19 protein-coding genes and 3 pseudogenes are annotated in these 22,396 nt (G+C 69.1%); 9 read left to right on the top strand and 13 right to left on the bottom strand.

The window, feature by feature from the left end:
* Window position 1 precedes the first annotated feature (1 nt).
* The gene (locus EF387_RS25045) at window positions 2-1,696 is read left to right on the top strand and encodes an Ldh family oxidoreductase (protein WP_128378876.1); all 1,695 of its coding nucleotides are present in this window, start codon (window positions 2-4) and stop codon (window positions 1,694-1,696) included.
* Window positions 1,659-2,468, top strand: a complete 810-nt coding sequence (locus EF387_RS25040; RefSeq protein WP_128378875.1) for an HpcH/HpaI aldolase family protein — start codon at window positions 1,659-1,661, stop codon at window positions 2,466-2,468. The genes EF387_RS25045 and EF387_RS25040 overlap by 38 nt, the downstream gene beginning before the upstream one ends.
* 146 nt (window positions 2,469-2,614) lie before the next feature.
* Here the strand turns inward: EF387_RS25040 and EF387_RS25035 are convergent, their stop codons facing one another.
* Window positions 2,615-4,324, bottom strand: coding sequence for a proline--tRNA ligase (locus EF387_RS25035; protein ID WP_128378874.1), 1,710 nt, complete (start codon window positions 4,322-4,324; stop codon window positions 2,615-2,617).
* Between the two features lie 538 nt (window positions 4,325-4,862).
* On the opposite strand from EF387_RS25035, the gene EF387_RS25030 reads away from it, so the two are divergent.
* Window positions 4,863-6,179, top strand: coding sequence for a helix-turn-helix domain-containing protein (locus EF387_RS25030; RefSeq protein WP_162467204.1), 1,317 nt, complete (start codon window positions 4,863-4,865; stop codon window positions 6,177-6,179).
* Window positions 6,180-6,251: 72 nt separating this feature from the next.
* Here EF387_RS25030 and EF387_RS25025 read toward each other — a convergent pair whose 3' ends face one another.
* From EF387_RS25025 to EF387_RS24990, 8 genes are all read right to left on the bottom strand, one after another.
* A complete protein-coding gene (locus tag EF387_RS25025; RefSeq protein ID WP_128378872.1) occupies window positions 6,252-6,542 on the bottom strand; it encodes a LuxR C-terminal-related transcriptional regulator in 291 nt (96 codons plus the stop codon).
* Between the two features lie 471 nt (window positions 6,543-7,013).
* Window positions 7,014-8,144, bottom strand: a complete 1,131-nt coding sequence (locus tag EF387_RS25020) for a hypothetical protein (protein WP_128378871.1) — start codon at window positions 8,142-8,144, stop codon at window positions 7,014-7,016.
* 46 nt (window positions 8,145-8,190) lie between these two features.
* Window positions 8,191-9,039, bottom strand: coding sequence for a hypothetical protein (locus EF387_RS25015; protein ID WP_128378870.1), 849 nt, complete (start codon window positions 9,037-9,039; stop codon window positions 8,191-8,193).
* A complete protein-coding gene (locus EF387_RS25010) occupies window positions 9,036-10,241 on the bottom strand; it encodes a M16 family metallopeptidase (protein WP_128378869.1) in 1,206 nt (401 codons plus the stop codon). Before EF387_RS25010 ends, EF387_RS25015 begins: the two co-directional genes overlap by 4 nt.
* A gap of 526 nt (window positions 10,242-10,767) precedes the next feature.
* The gene (locus EF387_RS25005; RefSeq protein ID WP_128378868.1) at window positions 10,768-11,589 is read right to left on the bottom strand and encodes an ABC transporter permease; all 822 of its coding nucleotides are present in this window, start codon (window positions 11,587-11,589) and stop codon (window positions 10,768-10,770) included.
* Complete coding sequence (locus tag EF387_RS25000; protein ID WP_162467203.1) at window positions 11,586-12,350, bottom strand: ABC transporter permease; 765 nt, start codon at window positions 12,348-12,350, stop codon at window positions 11,586-11,588. Before EF387_RS25000 ends, EF387_RS25005 begins: the two co-directional genes overlap by 4 nt.
* A complete protein-coding gene (locus EF387_RS24995) occupies window positions 12,347-13,312 on the bottom strand; it encodes an ABC transporter ATP-binding protein (RefSeq protein ID WP_128378866.1) in 966 nt (321 codons plus the stop codon). Before EF387_RS24995 ends, EF387_RS25000 begins: the two co-directional genes overlap by 4 nt.
* Entirely contained in the window at window positions 13,309-14,187 is an 879-nt protein-coding gene (locus tag EF387_RS24990; protein ID WP_128378865.1) for a P-loop NTPase family protein, read from the bottom strand. Before EF387_RS24990 ends, EF387_RS24995 begins: the two co-directional genes overlap by 4 nt.
* Before the next feature lie 230 nt (window positions 14,188-14,417).
* On the opposite strand from EF387_RS24990, the gene EF387_RS24985 reads away from it, so the two are divergent.
* Window positions 14,418-15,290, top strand: a complete 873-nt coding sequence (locus EF387_RS24985; protein WP_162467202.1) for a nucleoside-diphosphate kinase — start codon at window positions 14,418-14,420, stop codon at window positions 15,288-15,290.
* A gap of 238 nt (window positions 15,291-15,528) precedes the next feature.
* Window positions 15,529-16,566 (top strand): class I SAM-dependent methyltransferase, encoded by a 1,038-nt coding sequence (locus EF387_RS24980; protein ID WP_128378863.1) that lies wholly within the window; start codon window positions 15,529-15,531, stop codon window positions 16,564-16,566.
* A gap of 252 nt (window positions 16,567-16,818) precedes the next feature.
* On the opposite strand, the gene EF387_RS48540 is transcribed toward EF387_RS24980, so the two are convergent.
* The 4 genes and pseudogenes from EF387_RS48540 to EF387_RS24965 form a co-directional block, all read right to left on the bottom strand.
* Window positions 16,819-17,010, bottom strand: a complete 192-nt coding sequence (locus EF387_RS48540; RefSeq protein ID WP_238431674.1) for a hypothetical protein — start codon at window positions 17,008-17,010, stop codon at window positions 16,819-16,821.
* 50 nt (window positions 17,011-17,060) lie between these two features.
* Entirely contained in the window at window positions 17,061-17,153 is a 93-nt protein-coding gene (locus EF387_RS48535; RefSeq protein WP_238431698.1) for a hypothetical protein, read from the bottom strand.
* Window positions 17,154-17,444: 291 nt separating this feature from the next.
* Window positions 17,445-17,795, bottom strand: coding sequence for an ArsR/SmtB family transcription factor (locus EF387_RS24970; protein WP_128378862.1), 351 nt, complete (start codon window positions 17,793-17,795; stop codon window positions 17,445-17,447).
* A 255-nt stretch (window positions 17,796-18,050) separates the two neighbouring features.
* A pseudogene (locus EF387_RS24965) lies at window positions 18,051-18,681 on the bottom strand (SulP family inorganic anion transporter); the annotation flags it as partial.
* Between the two features lie 142 nt (window positions 18,682-18,823).
* Between EF387_RS24965 and EF387_RS24960 the strand changes: the two are divergent.
* The 4 genes and pseudogenes from EF387_RS24960 (at window position 18,824) to EF387_RS24940 (ending at window position 22,235) form a co-directional block, all read left to right on the top strand.
* Window positions 18,824-19,330 carry a hydrogenase maturation protease gene (locus EF387_RS24960; protein ID WP_128378861.1) on the top strand — a complete coding sequence of 169 codons (507 nt, stop codon included), beginning with the start codon at window positions 18,824-18,826 and terminating at the stop codon, window positions 19,328-19,330.
* Window positions 19,327-19,548 (top strand): annotated as a pseudogene (locus EF387_RS50100) (acylphosphatase); the annotation flags it as partial. The gene EF387_RS24960 and the pseudogene EF387_RS50100, both read left to right, overlap by 4 nt.
* A gap of 372 nt (window positions 19,549-19,920) precedes the next feature.
* Window positions 19,921-21,971 (top strand): annotated as a pseudogene (hypF, locus tag EF387_RS50095) (carbamoyltransferase HypF); the annotation flags it as partial.
* A 6-nt stretch (window positions 21,972-21,977) separates the two neighbouring features.
* A complete protein-coding gene (locus EF387_RS24940; RefSeq protein ID WP_128378860.1) occupies window positions 21,978-22,235 on the top strand; it encodes a HypC/HybG/HupF family hydrogenase formation chaperone in 258 nt (85 codons plus the stop codon).
* Window positions 22,236-22,396 lie beyond the last annotated feature (161 nt).

Raw genomic sequence — 22,396 nt, 5'->3', positions numbered from 1 at the left:
GATGACGTCAGCATGCACGGATCGGCCGACGCGGGTGGTCGTCATCACCGGCGCCCCCGGAGTGGGCAAGACCGAGGCCGGGCGACGCCTCGTGCGCAGATACCGCTGCCCGGCGGCCTTCATCGACACCGACTCCATGGCCGACGTCTACCCGTGGCGGGCCGATGAGCGGACGTACTCACTGATCTCCCGCAACCTGCGCGCCTGCCTTGCCTCCTACCGGGAATGGGGAGCGCGCATCGTGGTGATCAGCGGGGTCCTCCTGCCCGGCCGTGCCCTGGATCCGCTGGCCGACCTGCTGACCGACCAGGGACTGCACTGGGTGTTCTACGGTTTACGGGCCACCGCAGGCGAGTTGGCCGCACGGATCCGCTCGGACACCAAAGTGCAGGAGGCGGATGGCCGACTCAGCTGGGCATACCTGGACGCCGAGGTGCCGACGGTCCCCGGAGTGCAGCAGATCGACACCAGCGGGACACCCCTCGACACGGTAGTGGACCGTATCGCCGAAGCCGAGGCCGCCGGGCTGCCCGCGTGCACGGTGCGACTCGGCCCGGGAAGCTCACCCCGCCCCTCGCCGTGGCGCCCTCCGGCCACCGGGCCGACCGGTGTCGCGGTGGCTGCCGTCGAGGCAGCCGGGCTCGCCCGGGCCGCGCTCGTCGCCCATGGCATGTCGGAGACGACCGCGATGGAGACGGCCAGGGAGTTGGTCGCCGCCGAACTGGCCGGACAGCCGTCCCATGGACTGCTACGGGTCCCCGAGTACGTCGCCTCGTTGGACGCGGGGGAAACCGACCCCCGTGCGGAGCCCGTGGTGCACCGTACAGGGCCCGCCTCCGTGCTCATCGACGGCAGACGGGCACCGGGCACGGTCGTGCGGCGCAGCCTCGTGGCCGAACTGGCCCGAGCCACCGCGGGCACACCGGTCGTGGCCGGACTGCGGGCCGCCGGCCACCTCGGCAGACTCGGCTCACTGGCCCAGGAAGTGGCCCGACACGGCTTGGTACTTCTCGGCTTCGTCAACTTCTGCGGCGCGGGCCGGAAGGTCGTTCCGTCCGGGGGAACGACCGGCTTCTGGGCCACCAACCCGATCGTTCTGGCGTGCCCCGCACCACCGGGGCCACCTCTGGTGGTCGACATCAGCACCAGTGCGGCGTCCGAGGGAACCATCCGCGCCGCCCTGCTCGCCGGGCGAAAGGTCCCTGCCGGACTGCTGGTGGGCCCGGACCGCACAACCGTCACCGACCCCGGCCTGCTCTACCGCGATCCGCCGGGCGCCGCTCTGCTGCCACTGGGCGGCGTCGCGGCGCACAAGGGTCATGCCCTCGCCGCTCTGGTCGAGGTCCTGGCGGGCATCGTCGCCGGCTCCGGGCACGCTGCAGCCCCCCAGGACGAGGGCAACGGCGGACTGTTCGTCGCCTTCCCCGTAACTTCTCTCGGGCAGTCGGAACAGGCGATTGCCGAGGCCGTGGCCGCGCTGGAACGGCATCTGGGTGCCCGCCCCGCCGCGCCCGGCGACGCTCCCCCTCGGCTGCCCGGACGAGCACGCCCTCGCCAACAGCCCGTCGGCGGCGAGCTGACCGTACCGGCGCAACTGTGGCAGCGGATACGAGAGCTGGCCCGCTCGACACCGTCCCCCCTATCGGCAGGAGAGAATCATGACGCGATCAACCACCCATCCCCTACTGTCCCGTGAGAACAGGCTCACGTCTCCAGGGGTCCGCGCAAGCGCTCCGGCGTACGGCATCTTCCTGCTCACCGGAAACACCATGCTGGCCGAGCTGTGCGGCACGGTCCCGCTGGACTGGGTGGTGCTCGACATGGAGGCGTCCCCCATGCACGGCCAAGACGCGCTGGGCATGATGCAGGCCCTCACCGGCTCCGGCTGTGCGGCCGTGGTGCGCGTTCCGCACCTCGACCATCACCTGATCGAGCATGCCCTCGACCTCGGTGCTACGGGAGTCATGGTGCCCAAGGTGAACACAGTGCAGGCGGCAAAGGCCGCCTCCACCGCCTGCCGCTTCCCGCCCGAAGGCGCCCGAGGCATCAACCCGGTCCGGGCGTCCGGGTACTTCGCCGATGTCCAGGGATATCTGGAGCAGGCCAACCGTGTCGTCCGGTGCATAGTGCAGATCGAGTCCCCCGAAGCGGTCGACAACGTGGAAGCGATCGCGGCCGTACCGGGGGTGGACGCGCTGTTCATGGGGATGGGAGACCTCGCCTGCGGCTACGGCCAGCCGGGGGTCGTGACGGGGCCGGTGATGGACAAGGCCAGGGCCGCCGTACTGACGGCCGCCAGGACGCACGGCAAACAGGCCGGGATCTTCGCCTACTCGCTCGACCTCGCTCGGCAGTACGCAGGGGAGGGATTCGAACTGATCTGTGTCGGCAACGAGGTGAAGATACTGCGCGACGCCATACTGTCCGCACTCACAGCGGTGCACTCGGGGTCTGCGGTCGACAGGTGACCGCCCACCGGCGGGGGGGGGGGGCCCCCCCCCCCGGGGGGGCGCCCCCCCCCCCGCGCCCGCCCCCCCCCCCCACCCCCGCCCGCCCGGGGCACCCCGCACGGGGTGTCCCGGCCCGCCGGTGACGGCCCGCTCCAGCCGACCGCTCAGGTCCGGGCGGCGAGCACGGCGGAGGCCAGGTGCTCGACGACATCGCCGAGGGGAACCTCCGTACACTGCGCCGTCGCCCTGTCGTTGACCTCCACCACTCCGTTCGCCAGGCCACGGCTGCCGACCGTGACCCAGTAGGGGATGCCGACCAACTCCACGTCGCGGAATTTCACCCCGGGGCGCTCCTTCCGGTCGTCGATCACACAGTCCAGACCGGCTCGCAGCAACTGCTCGTACAGTTCTTCGGCGATCGCGCCGACCTGCTCATCGGTGCTCTGTGCGACCACCACGGCGACCTCGAAGGGCGCGATGGCGACGGGCCAGACGATCCCTTTCTCGTCGTGGCCGCATTCGACGGCCGCGGCCATGGCCCGCTCAACGCCGATGCCGTAGCTGCCCATGGCGAGCTGGACCGGTGAGCTGTCCGCTCCCGCAACCGCAGCCCCGAAAACTTCGCTGTACCTAGTGCCGAGCTTGAAGATGTGCCCGACCTCGACGGTTCGTTCCAGGCCCAGGGGCCGGCCGCACTCCGGACACGCCTCGCCCGCCGTGACCTCGCGCAGGTCGGCCCAGACGGCGTCGGCTACGTCCCGTTCCACGTCCACGCCCCGCAGATGGACATCGTCGGTGTTGGCGCCGGTGACCATGTCCCGCCGACCTCGCAGTGTCTCGTCGAGGAGCACCGGCACACCCGTGACACCGACCGGGCCCAGGCTTCCCAAGCCGGCACCCAGAGCCTCCCGGATCTCCTCGGGTGTCGCGGGGCGGACCAGCGTGGCACCGAGAGCGTCCTGCAGCTTCTGAGGTATCAGCGCCTGGTCGCCCCGCAGCACGGCCAGCGTGATCTGACCGTCCACCACGTGCACCAAGGTCTTCAGCTGCCTCTCGGCCGGGATCCCGAACTCCCGGACGACATCGTCGATGCTGCGGGCGCCCGGGGTGGCGAAACGTTCGGGTGCCGGCAGTCCTGGCCCATCCGCCACGGGAACCGGCTGGGAGGTCGCCTTCTCGACGTTGGCCGCGTAGTCCCCTGCCGCGCAGTGCACGATGAGGTCCTCGCCCGCCGGACTGGGGCACATGAACTCGACGGACTCGCGGCCGCCCATGGTGCCACTGGATGCCCGAACCGGGATCGCCCGCACTCCGAGGCGCCGGAAGATCCTGACGTACGCCTCACGGTGCAGTTCGAAGGAGCGATCGAGGCCCGCCGCGTCGAGGTCGAAGCTGTAGGAGTCCTTCATGGTGAACTCCCGGACCCGGATCAGCCCTGACTTGGGCCGCGGCTCGTCCCTGAACTTCGTCTGGAACTGGTACCAGGTCTGCGGCAGTTGGCGGTAGGACCTCAGTTCCACGGCGAGGGTCGTGAAGATCTCCTCGTGTGTCATGCCGAGCGCCAGGTCGGCTCCGCGGCGGTCGCGCAGCCTGAACATCTCGTCGCCCATGGAGGTCCAGCGGCCGGTCTGCTGCCAGATCTCCGCCGGGTGCACAGCAGGCAGCAGGAACTCCTGAGCACCGATCCGCAACATCTCCTCACGGATGATCGCCATAACCTTGGACCGAACTCGGACGGCGAGGGGCAGGAGGGTGTAGTGGCCGGCCATCAACTGTCGGATGTAACCGGCTCGTGCCAGCAGGCGGTGGCTGACCGCGTCGGCGTCCGCCGGATCGTCACGCAGCGTGGGAATATGCAGATGTAACCAGCGCATAATGTCAAGGAACCCCGAAACTCGTTCTGGGAAAACTCGGACAGTTGGCGATGTACGGACCTGCACGGAAAGTCAGTTGCCTCAACAACAGGCCGGGAAATCATTTGGTACCGGCGGCCCGTATTCTTCGCGGGGAGGAACAGAGTAGAGCACGGAAAGGACCGCGACCACCACCAGTAATCTGACCATTTTGAAGCCGATGCCCATATCGCACCTCCTGTGATGTAAGTTTGCACTCGCGACACTAAAGTCTTTGAAACCTCAAGTCAACCATGAGAGAAAAGACTAGAGGGATTCCCATTCTCGAAGACGACCCTCCGTGGATGTACGCGCGCGGGTGGCGGCGGTCGACCGAGCGGCGCCTCACCGGCCAGAGCGGGGATCCGCGGGATTAAACTGGGCAAATCAACCCGCGTTTCGGTTGTGCCACCCAACAGCTCGATTCGCATGAGACAATTGACTCGATTTACATGGGGCAATTGACACGTGAAGATGTGGGGTATATAATCGAATGTCGCAATCTGGGGGAGATGGTAAAGTGGAATCCGTCGGAACACGCATTCGACGACTTCGCCGGGATCTGGGGCTGCCGCAGGGTGCCCTGGCCGGAGAGGGTCTCTCGGTCAGCTATGTCTCACTGATCGAGGCCGGCAAGCGTGTGCCCTCGCCGGACGTGCTGCGGCGTCTCGCCCAGCGGCTGAACTGTCATCCCGAATATCTCCTGGAGTGCGTCGAGCGTCCGGAACCGATGGACTTCGAGCTGGAGCTGCACTACGCGGAGCTGTCACTCAACACTGGCGCGCCCGAGGCAGCGCTGGAACGCTTCACAGCCATCGCGGAGCAGGCGAAGGCGGACGACCTCTCCGACATCGAGCAGGCGGCCGAATGGGGCAAGGCCCGGGCCGTGGAGAGCCTGGGCCGTCTTGAGGAGGCGGTCAAGCTTTACGAAAGACTGCACCGGACACCGCCTGGACAGTCGGGGAAGCGGCTTCCCCGACTGTCCGTCCTCGTCGCCCTCTGCCGGGTTTGCCGAGAGCTGGGAGATCTCGCCCGGGGAATCGAGCTGGCCGAGCACGGCATGGCGGAACTCGGCGGGCTGAGTCTGGCCGCATCGGTGGAGGCGATCGAACTCGCCTCCACCCTTGTAGGCCTCTACTGCGAGCGCGGAGACCTTCACACCGCGGATTACCTGGCCAGGACCACCATCGCCCAGGCAGAGGCTCTCGACGGATCCCGGGCATTGGGTGCTGCCTACTGGAACGCCAGTCTGGTGGCCCACAGGGCCGGTCGGTCCGGCGATGCCCTGAGCTTCGTGCAGCGTGCCTACGCCCTGTACTCGCAGGGCAACGACATGCGCGCCCTTTCCCGGCTACGGATCGCCTACGCCACTGTTCTGCTCGGGAGCGAGCCACCCCGGCCTGATGAGGCCAAGCGCTATCTCGAGGACGCGCTGGTGTACTTCGAGGACTTCGAGGGAAGCGTCGACGCCGCTTACGGCGCTTCCGCGCTGGCACGGGCGAACCTTCTCATGGGGGAAACCGAGAAGGCCATCACAAACGCCAGGCGAGGCGTCGAGTCACTCGGACCGAACCACCGGCTGGAGACGGCGCGGGCCAACATCGTCCTGGCCTCCGCCTATCGTCAGAGGGGTGAGGAGGAGCTGGCGAAAGAGACCTACGAACGGGCCGCCCTACAGCTTGAGGCATCGGACGCCAATCATCAGGCGGGCCTCGTCTGGGCCGAGTTCGCCGAGGCCCTGGAGGCATTCGGCGAGCGAGACCGGGCACTGTGGGCCTACCGTGAGAGCCTGCGGTGTCTGGGATACAAGAGATCGCCGTATGTGCGCAGTCTGTAGTGCTCCGGGGGCTCCTCCCATCGAGGCGGTCCGCTCGATGGGAGGTGGCGCAGACCCCCGTTCCGGCCGCGATCACGCTCGTCGGCGCCTGGAGGGGCAATGCTGATGTTCCGCCGTCACCCGCGGCGGCCAGCAGTCCGTGGACAGAATTCCCAGCTGGTATGCGCGCGATACCAGCGCCGTGCGGTTGGGAACTCTCAGTATGCGTAGTAATACTCCGATGTGGTAGTCGACGCCCTGATGGCTCATACCAATCCTTGAGGCCAGCTGCCGACTGGACATGCCGGCGGCTACTCCCTCAAGGATCCTCGCAGAGATCTCGCTGAGAGCGGAACGGTCCCCACTCGGCCCGGTTACGATCATCGGTCTTACCCCTCATTGAGTTCTTCGTGCAGCACTTCGACATCGTTATCAACCGACAGTGGTCACTCGTCGATGCAAACCAAAGAACCAGGAGGTGGCGATCGAAGCAGCTTGCCCAAGTCACCTAATTGCAAGAGCCACGAAAATTGGGTGGCAAGTGAGACTTTCTCACCGTCGTCGCACACGATGGCCTTCCGTGAAGACTGTAATGCACCCCAGGATGCCGACTAAATGCCAGGCGAGGTTGTTTAAGTCTCCATGACCCTACCACGACCTTGCCGCAGATAAAGGTCAAATACACCTCGAAAGATCACCAAGATCGCATAAAGTGACAGGTGATATACACCGTCACGAGCGCGTTCGTATTGCCGCCCGAGAAATCGGAGGTCGGCCGCCGACAGAATGAAAGCCGCTTTCCCCGGACTCCGCACGGTAGTGACGAAGAACACGGTAGCGCGGTCGCCAAGCCGCTCAGCCAAGGGCGGTGAGTGCCGTCATCGCGCCGTCGTAGAGGTCCTGTCCGACCTTGCCGCCTGGAACGAGGAGAAAGTCGGCGGCGGGAGTGAGCAACAGGAATCCAGCGCCGAAGTCGTGGACCACGGCCCTCCGGGGATCACGGTTGGCGCGGACGCCCTCGTTCAGCGAGGTGAGCTGCATCCCGTACACGGTGGAGCGTGGTGCCTCCAGCGCCATCCTGATCCACTCACCGTCAAAGTCGCGCTCCGGCCCGGCCGGGACGGGCGAGTTGTGGCGATGCCACTCGTCACGCCGCTCCTGTTCGTGGGTGGCGGCTGCTTCGAGGCCGGTACGGAATTCACGCGGCAGGTGGTCCAGGAGATCCGTCGCGGAGCGGGTGAGGTCCAGTAGCTCCAGCAGCTCCGGGGCAAGCCTCAACCGTGCGGACTCACGAACGAGCAGCGGCAGGTCCGGGGTATGGCCGGGCGTGAGCACCATGATCGCGTCGACGGCGTCCTTGGCGTTCAGAGGCCGTTGGAATCGCTCCTCGGCCACGCCGAGCAACGCCGCGGCCACCGGATCAGCAGGCAGCTCGGCCCGGAAGGGCACAGCCGCGTTGTCTCCGAGCAGCGCGCAGGTGCTGATCTCGATCCGCAGATCACGGTCCAGGAGGGGGTCGGCCCCCGGCCATGCCAGCGACACAAAGAAGTGCCGGGGCCGGCCACCGAATACCGTCACGTCCATGGTTGTCGGCCGGTGGCCCTCAACGATGGCTCCGACGACCCGCCACAGCGTGGCCTCGTCCGGCACGGCCAGATCGAGATCGTTCATCGGGCGTGGCAGGTCGTCGGGGTACCAGTCGGCCAGCGCCGGGCCCTTGACCGGTCGCGCTCCCAGGGCACCGCAGGCATCGGCGATCTTCCGGTAGAAGGTCGTGCGCTCGGCGAGCCGGCGTAGTTCGTCGGCGGAACCGGTGCCGACGATTCCGTCCCGCTGTAGGACGGTCATCACCAGGAAACGCAGACCGCGGGAGATATGACCGGCCCTGTCGACCAGCTCGACGAGCGGGATGTCGTCGTCGGTGTCGAGCATGCGGTGAAAGAGGGCGAGATCGATGTGCGGCGGGGTGAGGACGGCGGATGACACGCTGATGCTCCTCGGGTGGTTGGGTGCAGACCGGGGCCGCTCGGACTCAACCCCGGCTCCTGGGGACGGGGGTGTGCCAGAAGACATGGTTCGTCCGCCAGCCCTTGCGCAGCAGAGAGGCCAGAACACGCCGGCCGTGCGCATCCCGGTCAGAGGCCGCTGTGTGATGCACCACGTGTCCGAGTAGCGGTAGGGCTGCGGTGGCGGCCTGGTCCAGGCACGTCCTGACAAGGGCCTCCGTCATCGCGGGGGCCTTTGGGGAAGCGGCGACCAGCACGTCGACGAGTTCCAGGTAGGCGATGCCCGTGACCTCGTCGGTGAACGGCAGCGTGGTGGCATGTCCGAGTGGCTCGTCCCCGACGGTCGCGATGAAGGAGGTCCTTCCCGGCTTCTCCAGGACGAGCGCCGCCTGTTGCATGGCCGCTTCGTGCCGTACCGGGTGGCCTTGCTCGCGGGCGGCGATCTCCAGGGCCTCGGTGAGCCAGCGGTTGACGGCAGGTGTGTGGCCCGCCTCGGCGGTCCGGACGGTGAACGGATCCCCGGATGATGGAGCGTGCCGATAGACGTCGGGTGATCCGTCGTGGTGCACGTACGTGAGGCGGCGTTCCCAAGGGGCGGGAAGCTGCGCTTCGGGGGGAGTGCGCAGGAACACTCCCGTCACGTCGGGGAGGGAGGCCGCGACATGACCGCTCAGCCGTGCCGCCTGCTCGGCCCAGTCATGGCCGGCCGGCGGAGGTGCCGCGTACTGGATGAGGCAGGACAGTTCCCCGGTGAGGTCGTCCGTGCTGACGCCCATGACGCAGTCCCGGTCACCGACCCTTACGAGGGTTCCGGCTTCGCGGGCTGCCGCCAGGTATTCGGGGGTGGCGGTGAACGGTTGAGCGATGACGGTCATGAGGGCTCCGGACGTACGACGGTGACCAGCGATGCGTTGATCGAGGCGGCTGCCGCCTGTACGTCCTCCGAGGAGACCTGTTCCAGGGCCTGCATCCCGGAACGGACATCCCACGGACGCGTGCCCAGCAGTGTCTGATGGCCGAGTTGGACGGTGTGCTCCCAGGGCTTCTCGGAATCGAGTACCACTTCCATGGCGGCCTGGCGGCGCGCGGTGGCGAGGTCTCGCGGTTCCGGGCCGTCGGCCGCGATACCCGCCAGCACTTCCCGGAGCACGGTCTGGGCACGCAGCAGGTTGCGGTTCTCCACGCCGGCCAGCACCCGCCAGGCACCGGTCTCCCGATAGCTGTGGCCCCACGCGTAGTAGGCGTAGACGAGTCCCTCTTCCGCGCGCAGCCGACGGTAGAGCAGGGACCCGGGGGACGAGCCCAGCAGATGCGCGAGGACGGTGTAGGCGTGGCGTCGGGGGTCATCGGCGGCCGGGCAGCGACCGCCGATGGCCAGCCAGGAGAACCCGTCCTTGTCCTGACCGGGGGGCGCCGGAGGCGCCGGAGGCGGCAGCGGGGCGAGTGGTTCGTCGTCCGGGGTGAGTGTGTCGGTCACCGGCAAGCCCGCCAACGGGGTCGCGTCGGCGAGTTTGCCGAGTTCGGCCGGTGAGGTGCCGCCCACGGATACCAGAACCATCCGGCGGCGGAGGAAGACGCTGTCGTACACGTCCATGACAGTGGCCACACTCGCGTCGCGAATCTCCTCGGCGGTCCCCCCGACGGGACGGCCGAGGCCGTGGCCGGGAAAGACCGCAGCCAGGAAGGCTTCCTGGACCTGGTCCATGGGGTCGGCTGCGGCGGCTGCCAGTTCCTGGAGCACGGCGCGACGCTCGGATTCCATGACGGGCTCGTCGATGTGGGGCTGCAGGAGCGCGGTGCCCATCAGGCCGATCACCTCGGCGACGTCACCGGCCAGAACCTGGGCCTGGAAGAACATCCGGTCCAGCCCTGTGGTGGCGTTGACCTGGCCCCCGAGTCGGGCGACCCGTTCACAGAGCGACGGACCGCCATCGATCCGAGCCGATATCAGCAGGTGTTCGAGCAGATGGGCGGTGCCGCCCCGGCCTGGCGGATCGTGGCGGGAACCGAAGTCGACGACAAACCCGATGGTCGTGGTCGGCCGGCGCTCGTCCTCCTCGACAATCAGCGAAGCCATGTGATCTGTCCTCCGGTTCTCCGTGGTGATCTTTCTCTGGGCGGGCGCGGATGAGGCTGCCGGGGAGCCCGGGACTCCCCGGCAGCACGGATCACTTGCCGGACTTCACCTTGTCGAGAGTCGGGCGAAGAGCGCTGATTCCGTTGCGGATCATGGGACACCTCCCTACATCAGGGTTCGAGGGATTGACCGTCCCGGAACACACGCCGGGAACGTGCCGATCACTTGCCGGACTTCACCTTGTCGAGAGTCGGGCGAAGAGCGCTGATTCCGTTGCGGATCATGGGACACCTCCCTACACCAGGGTTCGAGGGATTGACCGTCCCGGAACACACGCCGGGAACGTGCCGATCACTTGCCGGACTTCACCTTGTCGAGAGTCGGACGAAGAGCGCTGATTCCGTTGCGGATCATGGGACACCTCCCTACACCAGGGTTCGAGGGGTTCGCCGATCCGGCCGTGTGTCCGGACCGGCCACCGGATGTCGAAGGACACCCGGAAGTCAGTGGGGGCGACATCGCGTGCTCAGGCGCCGAACTCGATCGTTCCGTCGCGTCTGCCGCGCTCTCCGACGCGTCCGAAGGCGACTACGGCGATGGCCAGCCATGCGGCACCGACCAGGGCACCGGCAGCGGCGTCCGGAAGGATGGCGGAGAGGGGAGCGCCGTCCAACAGCTCGCGGAGAGCCACGAGTTCGTGAGTGATCGGGAGTAGCGCCGCGAGCGTCTGGACCGGGGCAGGCCAGTGGTCGAGCGCCACCTGCACCCCGCAGATCGTCATCATGAGCAGGTTCGCCAGGAGGGAGACGACGTTGCGCTGCGCAGGGTGGTCGATCACCCAAGCCCCCAGAGCGAGCCCGAAGCAGTAAGTGCCGACAGCTGTCAGGACGACCAGCAGCACCATCACCGGGATCATCTCGAGCTGCCAGTCCGCGCCGAAGAGAGGTCCGAGGAGGAGCAGGGCCACGAGCGAGGCGCCGGTTCCGCTGATGATCCACTGCGCGCTTCGGACGGCGAAGGCCCAAGCGAGGGGGGCCGGGGCGCTGACGAGCAGCGGCATGGTGCCCAGCGCGCGTTCCCAAGCGGAGGATGCGACGACCAAGGTGGTCTCGACGGCGCACGCCATCAGCGCGTTGCCGACGACGAGGAAGCGTTCGGCGTCCTCGCCTCCCACCACACGCCCGATCAGGGCGAAGAAGGCGACCTGGCTGAGCTTCCGGGGCACCCGGCCGAAGAGCCAGGTACGCCAGGTATAGGTGACGGCGAGGTCGGCCAGGGCGACCGCGCCGGCGCGGCGGAGGACTTCGAGGGCCTGTGGACGGGCCGGGCAGGCCAACGGGCTACTCATGAGTACCCCAGTGTGCCGAGCACCCGCAGCCGGGTGAGGACCTTGCGGAGCAGGAAGGCGGCGGCTCCGGCGCCGACCGTGCCGAGCAGGACCACAGCAGTCAGTCGCAGCAGGGCGTCGTCGACCGGGTGCGTGCCCAAGGCGGACCGCAGCAGACCGGCCGACCAGTACAGGAAGCTCAGACGACTGAGCGGACGCAGCCAGTCCGGCAGCGCGCTGATCGGCACGATGATGCCCGAGAGCAGAAAGAGCGGCCAACTCACGGAGTTCTGGTAGATCTGCGCGTTACGGGGGAGGACCAGCAGTGTCGCGATCATCGCGGCCGTGCACGCGGTGGCGAACGCTGTGGCCACGACGCCGGCCAGGAAGACCAATGGATGATGCACCGTAAGCCGTAGGCCGTACCCGGCCCCCACAGCCCATGACTCCACGTAGACCACGAAACTGAGGAGTGTCACGGCACCGATACGTCCGGTGATGACCGGGGCCAGTGAGCCCGGAGCGGCGACCGTGGGTTCCAGGGTGCCATGGTGACGGTCCCAGACGATCAGGTCACCTGCGGTGAACACGGCCATGAACCACAGGCCCATCAGCGCTGGGGCCAGCACCGCGTCAGTGGACAGTCCCGGGCGGTGCACACCGTCGGTCATGGCCAGGAAGATCAGCGTGTACACGGGCACGGTGAGCAGCGTGTGGAGGTCGCCGAAGGCCCTCCGTAACAAGGCTGTCTGGAGGCGGAAGCCCGCGAGGTATCTGTTCACCGCCCCACTTCCATCCCGCGGTCGGCGATCAGGTGCAGGTACACCTCTTCCAGACCGGGACGGCAGGTGGCCAGGTCGGTCACTCCGCGCTCGATCAGAAGCCGCAGGACGGGTGGGGCCGCGTCGGCCGACGCCAGCTCGATACGGGTGACGCCGTCGGTATCGGTGGCGACCCGGGTGACGCCGGGCAGAATACGGACGCGTTGGGTGAGCGTGTCCGGCACGTTCCGGGCTTCGACCCGTCCGTACCGGGAGACCAGGGCGCTCAGCTCCTGGGGGGAGGCCGAGTGAAGGATCCGGCCGTCGTTGACAAGGGTGACACGGTCGCACACGGCCTCCGCCTCCGCCATGTCATGTGTCGTGACAAGCACGGTCCGGCCCTCGTTCCGCAGTTCACCGATGAGGCGGCGGAAATCCATCGCGGATACGGGATCCATCCCGGTGGTGGGCTCGTCCAACAGCAGTACCGGCGGGTTGTGGACGAGACCCCGCGCCAGATGCAGACGCTGTTTCATACCGCGCGAGTAGGTCTCGACCCGTTCGTCCGCGCGACCGGCCAGCCCGAACCGATCCAGGAGTGTGGTGGTCCGGCCGTCGATCAGCCGCCGGGGCACTCCGTACAAGGCAGCCCAGTAAGCAAGGTTCTTCCGTCCGGACAACCGCCCGTACAGACCGCGGTCACCGCCGAAGACACAGCCGACGAGCGGGCGGACAGCTGCCAGACCGGTCACCACGTCGTGTCCCATGACCGACGCGCTGCCCGAGGTGGGCACCAGGACGGTGGAGAGGATCTTGCACAGGGTCGTCTTGCCGGCGCCGTTGGGCCCGAGAAGTCCGTGGACCTCGCCTGGGGGGATGGACAGGTCGACACCGTCGAGTGCGGTGCGCGACCCGCTCTTGCCGCGCTTGTCGCGGCCGGCGGTGAACACGCGGCGCAGCGCACGGGTTTGGATGGCGTTCATGACACGGCCTCGTCCTGGATGGAGCCGACCGGCGTCGGCAGGGGCAGGGAGTCGAGGAGCCCGGATTCCCTGACATACGCCGCGCGTCGCTCGTAGAGCGTCTCCAGCATGAATGGGGATCCGTCGTAATCACTGGGCAGAGGGGAATCGGCAACCGTACCGAGCAGCCGCAGGCCGGTTGCGAGGGTAAGCCGTTGGATCATGACGTCGAGGCGGGCCCCGTAAGTGACCTGGTTGAGCACGAATCCGAGAACCAGGTCCCGGAGGGCGGGAGCGAGCAGCCAGGGCAACCCGGTCAGCGCGGCGAGGTGGCCGGAACGCCGGGGGTTGGTGACCAGGAGGACCGGCAACCCGGCGCGAGCGGGGACGATCTGGTTGGCAAGGTCGTCCTGGGGTTCCAGTTCGCCGACGCCGGCGGCTCCCTCGACGAGGGGCCACCGGCCGCTGTCCGCGAAGCGGTCATAGCCGTCGTGCACCGCCTCTTCGCAGGCCCGTCGCAGGCGGTCCGGCAGGGTGGCGATATTGAGACTGTCCTCACCGGACACCGTCACGCGTCCCATGCGTTCGCCGCGGACGTAGAGGTCACCCTCGATGGCGCCCGGTTGCGGCAGATCGACGAGGACCGGGTTGTTCCACCACTCGACAGGAACGTGGGCCGCCGCACAACTGTGCAGTACGCCGCGCTGCCACGGAGGAACCGACGGGAGGGCCGGGTCGTCGGGCGCAACCACCGCGACGGCCTTGAACGGCGCACACGGAACGCCTCGGCGTGCGAGGGAGCGCAGGATCCCGATCGAGATACCGGTCTTGCCCGTGCCCGCCGCGGCGCCGAGGACGGTGACACCTGCCGCGGCAGCCAGCAGTGCTTCGGCCATAGCCAGGTACCTCCCTATTCATACGAAGCAAGCCTGGATGGACCTGACAACGCCCGAGGAGAAATCTTTTCAACCTTCGTGGGTGCGCTGTCGACGGGATTACGTTCACACATCCGGCAGCGCCCAGTCAAGCCATATGACTCTCCTGTCAAAACCTCTTGTCACTATTAAGGCGCACTGTTAGCTTCGGGGCGATCGAAAACAACAGGACAGCAGGAAAGGTTCCTCAGTTGTCAGCCCTGGATTACCGCCGTACCGCGTTGTTCCTGATCGCCCCCGACGGGCTGCGACGCGGCCTGGGGGGTGAGATCGTCGACCGGCTCGGCCGTGGTGGATTCCGTATCGTCGGCCACCGGCTGTGGCCCACCGCGCCACCGAACCTGGAACCGTTCCACCGCCGCAATGCGCCGGTGGCGCAGGACCCGGAGCTGTACCGGACGGTGGAGGAACTCTTCGCGCTCGGACCCATGCTGGCCCTGGCGGTCGAGAGCGGCACGTCCCATCCGCCCTATGAGGTGCACCGGCGCCTGGCCGAACTCAAGGGGCGCGGCGACCCTGCCTGCGCCCTGCCTGGGTCGATCAGGAAGGACCTACGGTCCATCAACACGGTCCTCAACATCGTCCACTCCTCCGACTCCCCGCAGGACACCGCGCAGGAGAGCGCGATCTTCCTGGAGGCCGGCGCGGGACCAATGGAGCACGGCACCGCACGACTGCGTCGGGCACTCCGCGTCGCCGAGCGCGCCCACCCCACCGAGACCCGCGATTTCACCGACGTCCTGGCTGGTGTTCGGGCCCGCCTGCTCGCGAACCTCTGGCCGCGGCTCGCCCCGGACCAACGGGAGCACGTCGACAAGTGGTGTACCCAAAGCGGGCTACGGAGTCTCGGAAGCCCCGCAGGCGGCGAACTCGTCGCCTCGGTGGCGCCCCCGTGTTCGGCGGCCGAGAACCTGGACGACTCGGGCCTCGCGGCACTTGGTGTCCGCCTTGACCCTTGGGAGCACCTGGTGCTCACCTCGTCCCGTCGCTACCCGCCTCCGCCACCCGACGACGCTGTCCCGTCCGGCGCGCTCGTCAGCACGACCCCGCGCCATCGGCCCTGATTCCCCGAGCGACCAGCTCGCCGGTTCCGTCCGGGGTGCAGCCGCGCCATGCTCGCGCGTCCCTGGACGGCGCTCGTGCCCGGCCGCGCCGACGCGAACTGACTGACGGCGACGGACGGGCCGGCCGCCCTGAGGCGGCGCGCTGGTTCACACCGGCATACGGCCCAGTTCCTCTGCTCACCGACCATCGACGCCCAACCGACCGGCACCCAAGCCGCCCACGCCCGAGGAGTACACCTTGACCGTCCGAACGCCTGAGCCGCTCTACGCCCCCCTCAGCCTCGAACAGGGCCTTCACCTGCTCGACTCCCTGACGTGGTTCCCCACCGCTGACGCCGACGAGCGGTGGGAACAGGTCGCCGACTACGTCGGCCGCAACGTCACGGTCGCCCCCCGGCCCGCCCCGGAGCACTGCCGGACCGTGGCCGAGCGGGTGATCCAGTCGGTGTCACTGCCCGGCCAGTCCGGCGCCCGCGACCTTGAGGGACGCTGGCTCGACGTACCCGACGCCAAGTCGCTGTACCAGGCCAAGTACGACCTGATGACCGCGCTGTACCCCGACGACTGGTTCATCTTCATGAACATGGGCCACCGGAAGACCGGAGCTGCCGTCGACATCCAGCTCCCGCCTGAGCAGCGTGTCTGGCAGTACGCCGCACAGCTCTACGATCTGATCGCCTCCCAGGTGCCCCTGAAGGGAACCGACGTTCTGGAAGTGGGCTCCGGCCGAGGCGGCGGTGCCGCACTGGTGGCCCGTACGCATCGGCCGCGCACTCTGGTGGGGCTCGACTACTCGCCGGCCAACGTCGCGTTCTGCAGCCGTGTGCACCAGTACGACGGGCTCAGCTTCGTCCACGGCGACGCAGAGCAACTGCCGTTCGCCGACGCCAGTTTCGACGCGGTGGTGAACATCGAGTCCGCCCACTGCTATCCGCACGTGGACCGGTTCTTCGCCGAGGCACGGCGGGTGCTGCGGCCGGGTGGACACCTGCTGTTCGCGGACGAGTGGTGGACCAGCGAACTGCCGCAACTGCGCAAGAAGGTGACGGACGCGGGGCTGCGTGTGCTGGAGGAGGAGGACATCACGCCCGGAATCATCCACGCGCTTGAGGGGCTTCCCGAGCATGTGTCCGAGCTGCTCAAGGAGATGCCGGAAGGGCCACGAAAGAACGCGTACACCCGGTTCTTCCATGAGCGTGTGTGCCGTGAGTCCGCGCACTCCTACATCTCGGGCAGGTTCGTGTTCATGCGGCTGCTCGCCGTACGGGACAACTGAACCGGCGACATTGGTATGCGCAGGGCATAGTGCGGCGGCTCGGTGATCAGGGGCAATTCCGCGATGCGTCCGGGCTCCGTCTCCAGCCAAGAGGAGGCGGGCCCGAGCCCGTCGGCAAGTCCCGGGCCGAAGAATGATCCAGCAGTCGCGGGCCGGCTCAACCGCCGCAGCAGGGCTGCGCATAGCAGCGGCGCCGACGGGGCAGGCGGCCCCGGGGGGCCGGTCGGTCTCCCCCGAGGCTGCTGTGTCTGGTCAATTGGCTTGAGGCAGCTCTTCCGTGTTCGGCTGGTTTCGTCGTTCGAGGATCTTGAATATCTGGCGGCAGACGTTGCGCTTCAGGCATCGCTGCGCGTCGCGGGGGCTCTTGCCCTCGCTGATTCGGCGGGCGAAGTACGCCTTCGTGACGGGGTCCAGCCGCGTCCTGATCAGGGTGATTGTGTGCATCGGTCGGGTCAGTTGGCGGTCTCCTCCCCTGTTGAGCCGGTGCTTGTTGGTCAGGCCGGATGAGCCGGGATCGGGGCGACACCGGCGAAGGACGCGAAGGCGGCCTCGGAACGGAACCGGCCCGGGTGCGACCAGCTGACCAGGATCTGAGCCGCGGTGATCGGACCGACGCCGAGTAACTTCAGGAGGCCTTCCGAGCGCGTGGGAGGTCGTCCGGGTCGACACCGGCCTCATGTACGCCTGGAGCCGGATCATCCTGATCGGGGACGAGCCCGGGGGCGCGGTCCTCCGCACGCGTCTGCTGGTCCGGTCTGACGTCTTCACTCGGTACATCTCCGCCATCCGTGCCGATCGGTGACGCCCGGGCCCCGCCGGCGGACCTCCGTCCGCCCGGCGGTCGAGCGTCATCGGTCAGGAGACGGGTCTCGCTCACGTCAGGGCGGCGGCTCGGCGGTCGGCCGCGCCGCCTGGAGATCGGCGAGGAGTTCGGCCTGTCCCGCCAGCAGGCCGGACAGGATGGTCCGCGCCACCTTCAGGAGTTCGGCCACATCTCGGCTGGTCAGCGAGTAGTAGACGTTCGAGCCTTCCCTGCGGGTGACGACGAGGTTGGCGCGGCGCAGTACGGCGAGTTGCTGCGACAGATGCGCGGGCTCGATCCCCACCTCGGGCAGCATTTCGGCGACGGCATGCTCGCGCTCGCTCAGCAGTTCGAGCACACGGATGCGGGCGGGGTGTCCCAGTGTCTTGAAGAACTCGGCCTTCAGTTGGTACAGCGGCGTACTCATCGTGCCGTTCTCCTCCGCCCACGTGTCTCAGCCATGCGGCCCATCCTCGCCCGCGGCAGGGCTTCCGACCGAATCCGCCCCCGCGGGGACGGCGGGTACCGGCCGCAGCAGTCCCGCGGCCTCCAGGTGGTCCCGCGCACCCCGGATCGCCTCCGGCGTCGTCGTGTACTCACGACCCTGGCGGCCGAGCAGTTCCAGTACGCCGACGGAGCCGAGGACCTGTCGCTGGCCCGCGAGGATCCCCGAGGCCAGCAGGACGGTCGGCCGCCACCGGGCGCCGAGCAGCATGGTCACGGCAACCGCCAGCGCGAGTGCCACGGCGGTCCAGTTCGGCGGCTGCGCGAACTCCGCCAGCGCGGCCCGTCACCACAAGGGCCCGGTCCCCCCTCCGGCTTCGGCACGCCGAGGGCGCTCGGAACCTGCTGCAACGCGATCACACAGGCGATGCCGAGTGTGAAACCTTCGACGACCGGCGCCGGCACGTACTGCATGTACTTTCCGGCCCTCAGCATGGCCAGTGCGACGAGTATGACGCCCGCCATGAGCCCGACGGTCAGCACGCCCGTCGGCCCGTGCCGCGCGACGATCGGCACCAGCACCACCGTCATGGCCCCGGTCGGCCCCGACACCTGGACATTCGACCCGCCGAACACCGCGGCGAGGGCACCGGCGACCACGGCGGTCGCAAGGCCCGCCTCGGCCCCGAGCCCCGAGCCCCGAGCCCCGAGGAGACACCGAAACCGAGCACGAGCGGCAGCGCCACGATCGCGACGGTCAGCCCGGCGAGCAGATCCCGACACGGGCCGCGCCGGACCTCCGCCAGGTCCGAGCCGGTGGTCAGGAGGGCAGTGAAACGGGCGAGGGCCCGACTGATGGATTGTGCAATTCAGCATGTTGTTCGTTTCGCAGATCGCATCGGGGCGAGCGCGACGGGGTGGGGGTGCGGAGGAGGAGGAGGAGGATCGGCCCCTCCGGACAGGCCGTTCGGCCCTTTTGTGACGGTTGCCCCACGGCGCACCGTGAGCTGTATGAGGACGCGCACACGCATCGCCGTGGTCGGCGTCGGGAACGAGTTCCGGCGCGACGACGGTGTCGGCTGTGCGGTTGTCGCCCGGCTGCGCGAGCGGGCCGAGCAGCGGCCGCTGCCACCGGGCACCGTTCTCGCCACCTGCGACGGCGACCCAGGGCGGCTCATCGGCCTGTGGGAGGGCGCCGCTCTCGTGGTCGTGGTCGACGCGGCCCACGCGCACCCCGGCGAGCCGGGCCGCGTCCACCGCCTCGCACTGGACGCCGAGTTCCTCGAACGGCCGACGACCACCAGCACGCATGGGCTCGGGCTCGGCGAGGCCGTGGAACTCGCCCGCGTACTGGGCCGACTGCCGGGCCGTCTGGTCGTCTACGCCGTCGAGGGCGCGGACAGCGCGCTCGGCACCGGCCTTTCCCCCGCCGTCGCGTCCGTCGTGGAGCCGCTCGCCGCATCCGTCGAGGACGAGATCGTCCGCCATCGCGACGCTGCCGCCAGGAGGTCATCATGACCGAACGGACCGTGCGGCGTTTCGAGGTGTACGGGACCGTCCAGGGCGTCGGGTTCCGCCCCTTCGTGTACCGCACCGCCGCCACGCTCGGCCTGGACGGCTGGGTGGCCAATGTGAACGGGCACGTCGAGGGCGAGGTATGCGGAGAACCGGCCGTCATAGAGGAATTCGCGGCACGCCTGCAGGCCGAGGCACCGGCACTGGCCCGGGTGCGCCGGGTCCATCTCAGCCCTGGGCGCGGGGCCTCGCACACGGGTCCCCCGGCCTCGTACCCGGCCCCGGCCCCGGCCCCGCCCGCGGCCCCCGGCTCGGCCTCGCCGGGCGACCCGGCCCCCGGCACGGGACCGTCCGCGGGCACGGGCACGGGCACAAGCGTGGGCACTGGCACAGGCGTGGGCACTGGCACAGGCGCAGGCGTGGGCACTGGCACAGGCGCAGGCGTGGGCACTGGCACAGGCGCAGGCGTGGGCACTGGCACAGGCGCAGGCGTGGGCTCGGGCTCGTCCCCGTTCCCGGGTGCGAGTGCGGGCACCGACCTGCCTGCGGGCACGGTCCCGGCCGTGGCCGGCACGCCGCGACGGGTACCGCGCGGTGGCGGGTTCCGCGTGTGGAACAGCGCACCGGGGCGCACCACGGCGAGCGCACCCCGGGAGATCCCACCCGACGCGGCGATCTGCGAAGCATGCCTGCGCGAGCTGCGCGATCCCGGCGACCGGCGCCACCGTTACCCGTTCATCAACTGCACCGACTGCGGCCCGCGCGCCACGATCATCGAGGACCTGCCCTACGACCGGGTCCGTACGACCATGCGGCGCTTCCCGCTGTGTGCGGACTGCGCGGCCGAGTACGCCGATCCCGGCGACCGGCGCTTCCACGCGGAGCCCATCGCCTGCCCCGTCTGCGGCCCCGCCCTCGCCTGGGACGATCTGCGCGACGAGGACGCGCTGCGAGCGGCCGTGAAGACGATCGCCGACGGCGGGATCGTCGCGCTGAAGGGGCTCGGCGGCTACCAGCTGGTGTGCGACGCCGGCGACCCGCGGGCCGTGGCCGAGCTGCGGCGGCGCAAACGGCGACCGGCGAAACCGTTCGCCGTGATGGTGCGCGACCTGGCGGCGGCGGCCGGGCCGGCGAGGATCAGCGGCGCGGAACGGGAGGCACTGACGTCCGCCGAGCGCCCCGTGGTGCTGCTCGCGCGGCACCCCCGGCCCACCGGCCATCGTCTCGCCCCCGAGGTCCATCCGGGCCTGGCCCGCGTCGGCCTCTTCCTCCCCACCACCGGGCTGCACCACCTGCTCCTGGACGACCTGGCCCGGCCGCTCGTGGTCACCAGTGGCAACGTCAGCGACGAACCGATCGCCGTCGACGATTCCGAGGCCCGGCGCACCCTGGCCGCGATCGCCGACGGCTTCCTCACCCATGACCGGCCCATCCGGGCCCGCTACGACGACTCCGTCGTCCAGTTCACCGGACGGACCCGGATCACCGTGCGCCGGGCGCGCGGCCTCGCCCCCGCCCCGCTCCCTCTCCCGGTGCGCCGTCAGAACACACCGGTCGCCGGAACGGGCGCCCATCTCAAGCACACCTTCACGCTCGCCGCCGATGGGCGCGCCCACCTGGGGCCGCACACCGGCGACCTGGCGGACGAGGCCACGTACGAGGCATTCCGCAAGTCGTACGACGATCTCAAGAGGCTCACCGGGGTGGAACCCGCCGTTCTGGCGCACGACCTGCACCCCGGCTATCTGTCGACACAGTGGGCGCGGCGGCAGCCACTGCGCCGCATGCCCGTCCAGCACCATCACGCACATGTCGCCGCCTGCGCGGCCGAGCACGGGGTGCGGGGCCGGTTCCTCGGGTCGCCTACGACGGTCTGGGGCTCGGGGACGACGGCACCCTGTGGGGCGGGGAGATCCTGTTGGCGGATCTGACCGGCTACCGGCGCGTGGGCAGGTTCTCGACCGCGCCTCTGCCGGGCGGCGACGCGGCAGTACGTCACCCGTCCCGCACCGCCCTCGGGCACCTCCTGGGCGGCGAGGTGCTGGGCACGCCGCGCCCGTACCCATGGCTCACCAGTCCTTTCACGGACCGGCTCGACCCGGCGGAGGCAGCCACCGTACGGGCCATGATCACCCGGGACATCAACTGCCCGCGCGCCTCCAGCGCCGGACGGCTCTTCGACGCGGTCGCCTCGCTGCTGGGAATCGCCGGCACCGTCGGGTACGAGGGCGAGGCGGCCGTCCTCCTGGAGGCGGCGGCGGGCGACGAGCACGCCGTTCCGCTCGCCCACCGGGTCGTACGGGCGCAGGGCCTGTGGGTGTACGACTCCGCGCCCACCCTGTCCGACCTGCTGCGGCGCCGACTGGACGGAGAGCCCGTCGTCCGGCTGGCGGCGGCCTTCCACCTCACGCTGGCCCTCGCCACCGCCGACCTCGTCGCAGCGGCCGTGGCCGACGGCGCGCCCCGGACGGTGTGTCTGGGCGGTGGCTGCTTCGTCAACCAGCGGCTGCTGACTGAGATCAGGCGCCGGCTGCGGGCGCAGGGGTTGCGCGTACTGGTCGGCGAACAGGTGCCCGTCGGAGACGGCGGGATCAGCTACGGGCAGGCCGCCGTGGCCGCCGCGCGGCTGGCCCGGGAGAGGTGAGACGGGATGTGTCTGGGGATTCCGGGGCGGGTGCTGGAGGTCCATGAGGACGCGGGGCTGCGGATGGGGACGGTCGACTTCGGTGGAGTGCGGCGGGAGGTCTGCCTCAGCTGTACGCCGAGGGCTGAGGTGGGGACGTTCGTGATCGTGCATGTGGGGTTCGCGATCACGGAGGTGGACGAGAAGGAGGCCTTGCGGACGCTGGAGGTTTTGCGAGCCATGGGGAGCGCCGTGGAGGGGGAGCTGGGCGAGAGGCTGCCCTGAGGTCGGGATGCGGGTGGTGCGGGTGGCTGTGCGGTGTTGTCTCCACCCGTCACCGGCCCGTCACCGGGGCCCGGTCCCGTGCTCCGAGCCTGCGGGCCGCGGGGGCTCTGTCCCGTGGGGACGCGGGCGGCAGGGCGAAACCCCGCCCGGGACCAACTGCC

This window comes from Streptomyces cavernae (assembly GCF_004023625.1).
Lineage (GTDB): Bacteria > Actinomycetota > Actinomycetes > Streptomycetales > Streptomycetaceae > Streptomyces > Streptomyces cavernae.
Note: the sequence above shows the minus strand (reverse complement) of the source record. Positions and strands in the feature narration are given on the sequence as shown.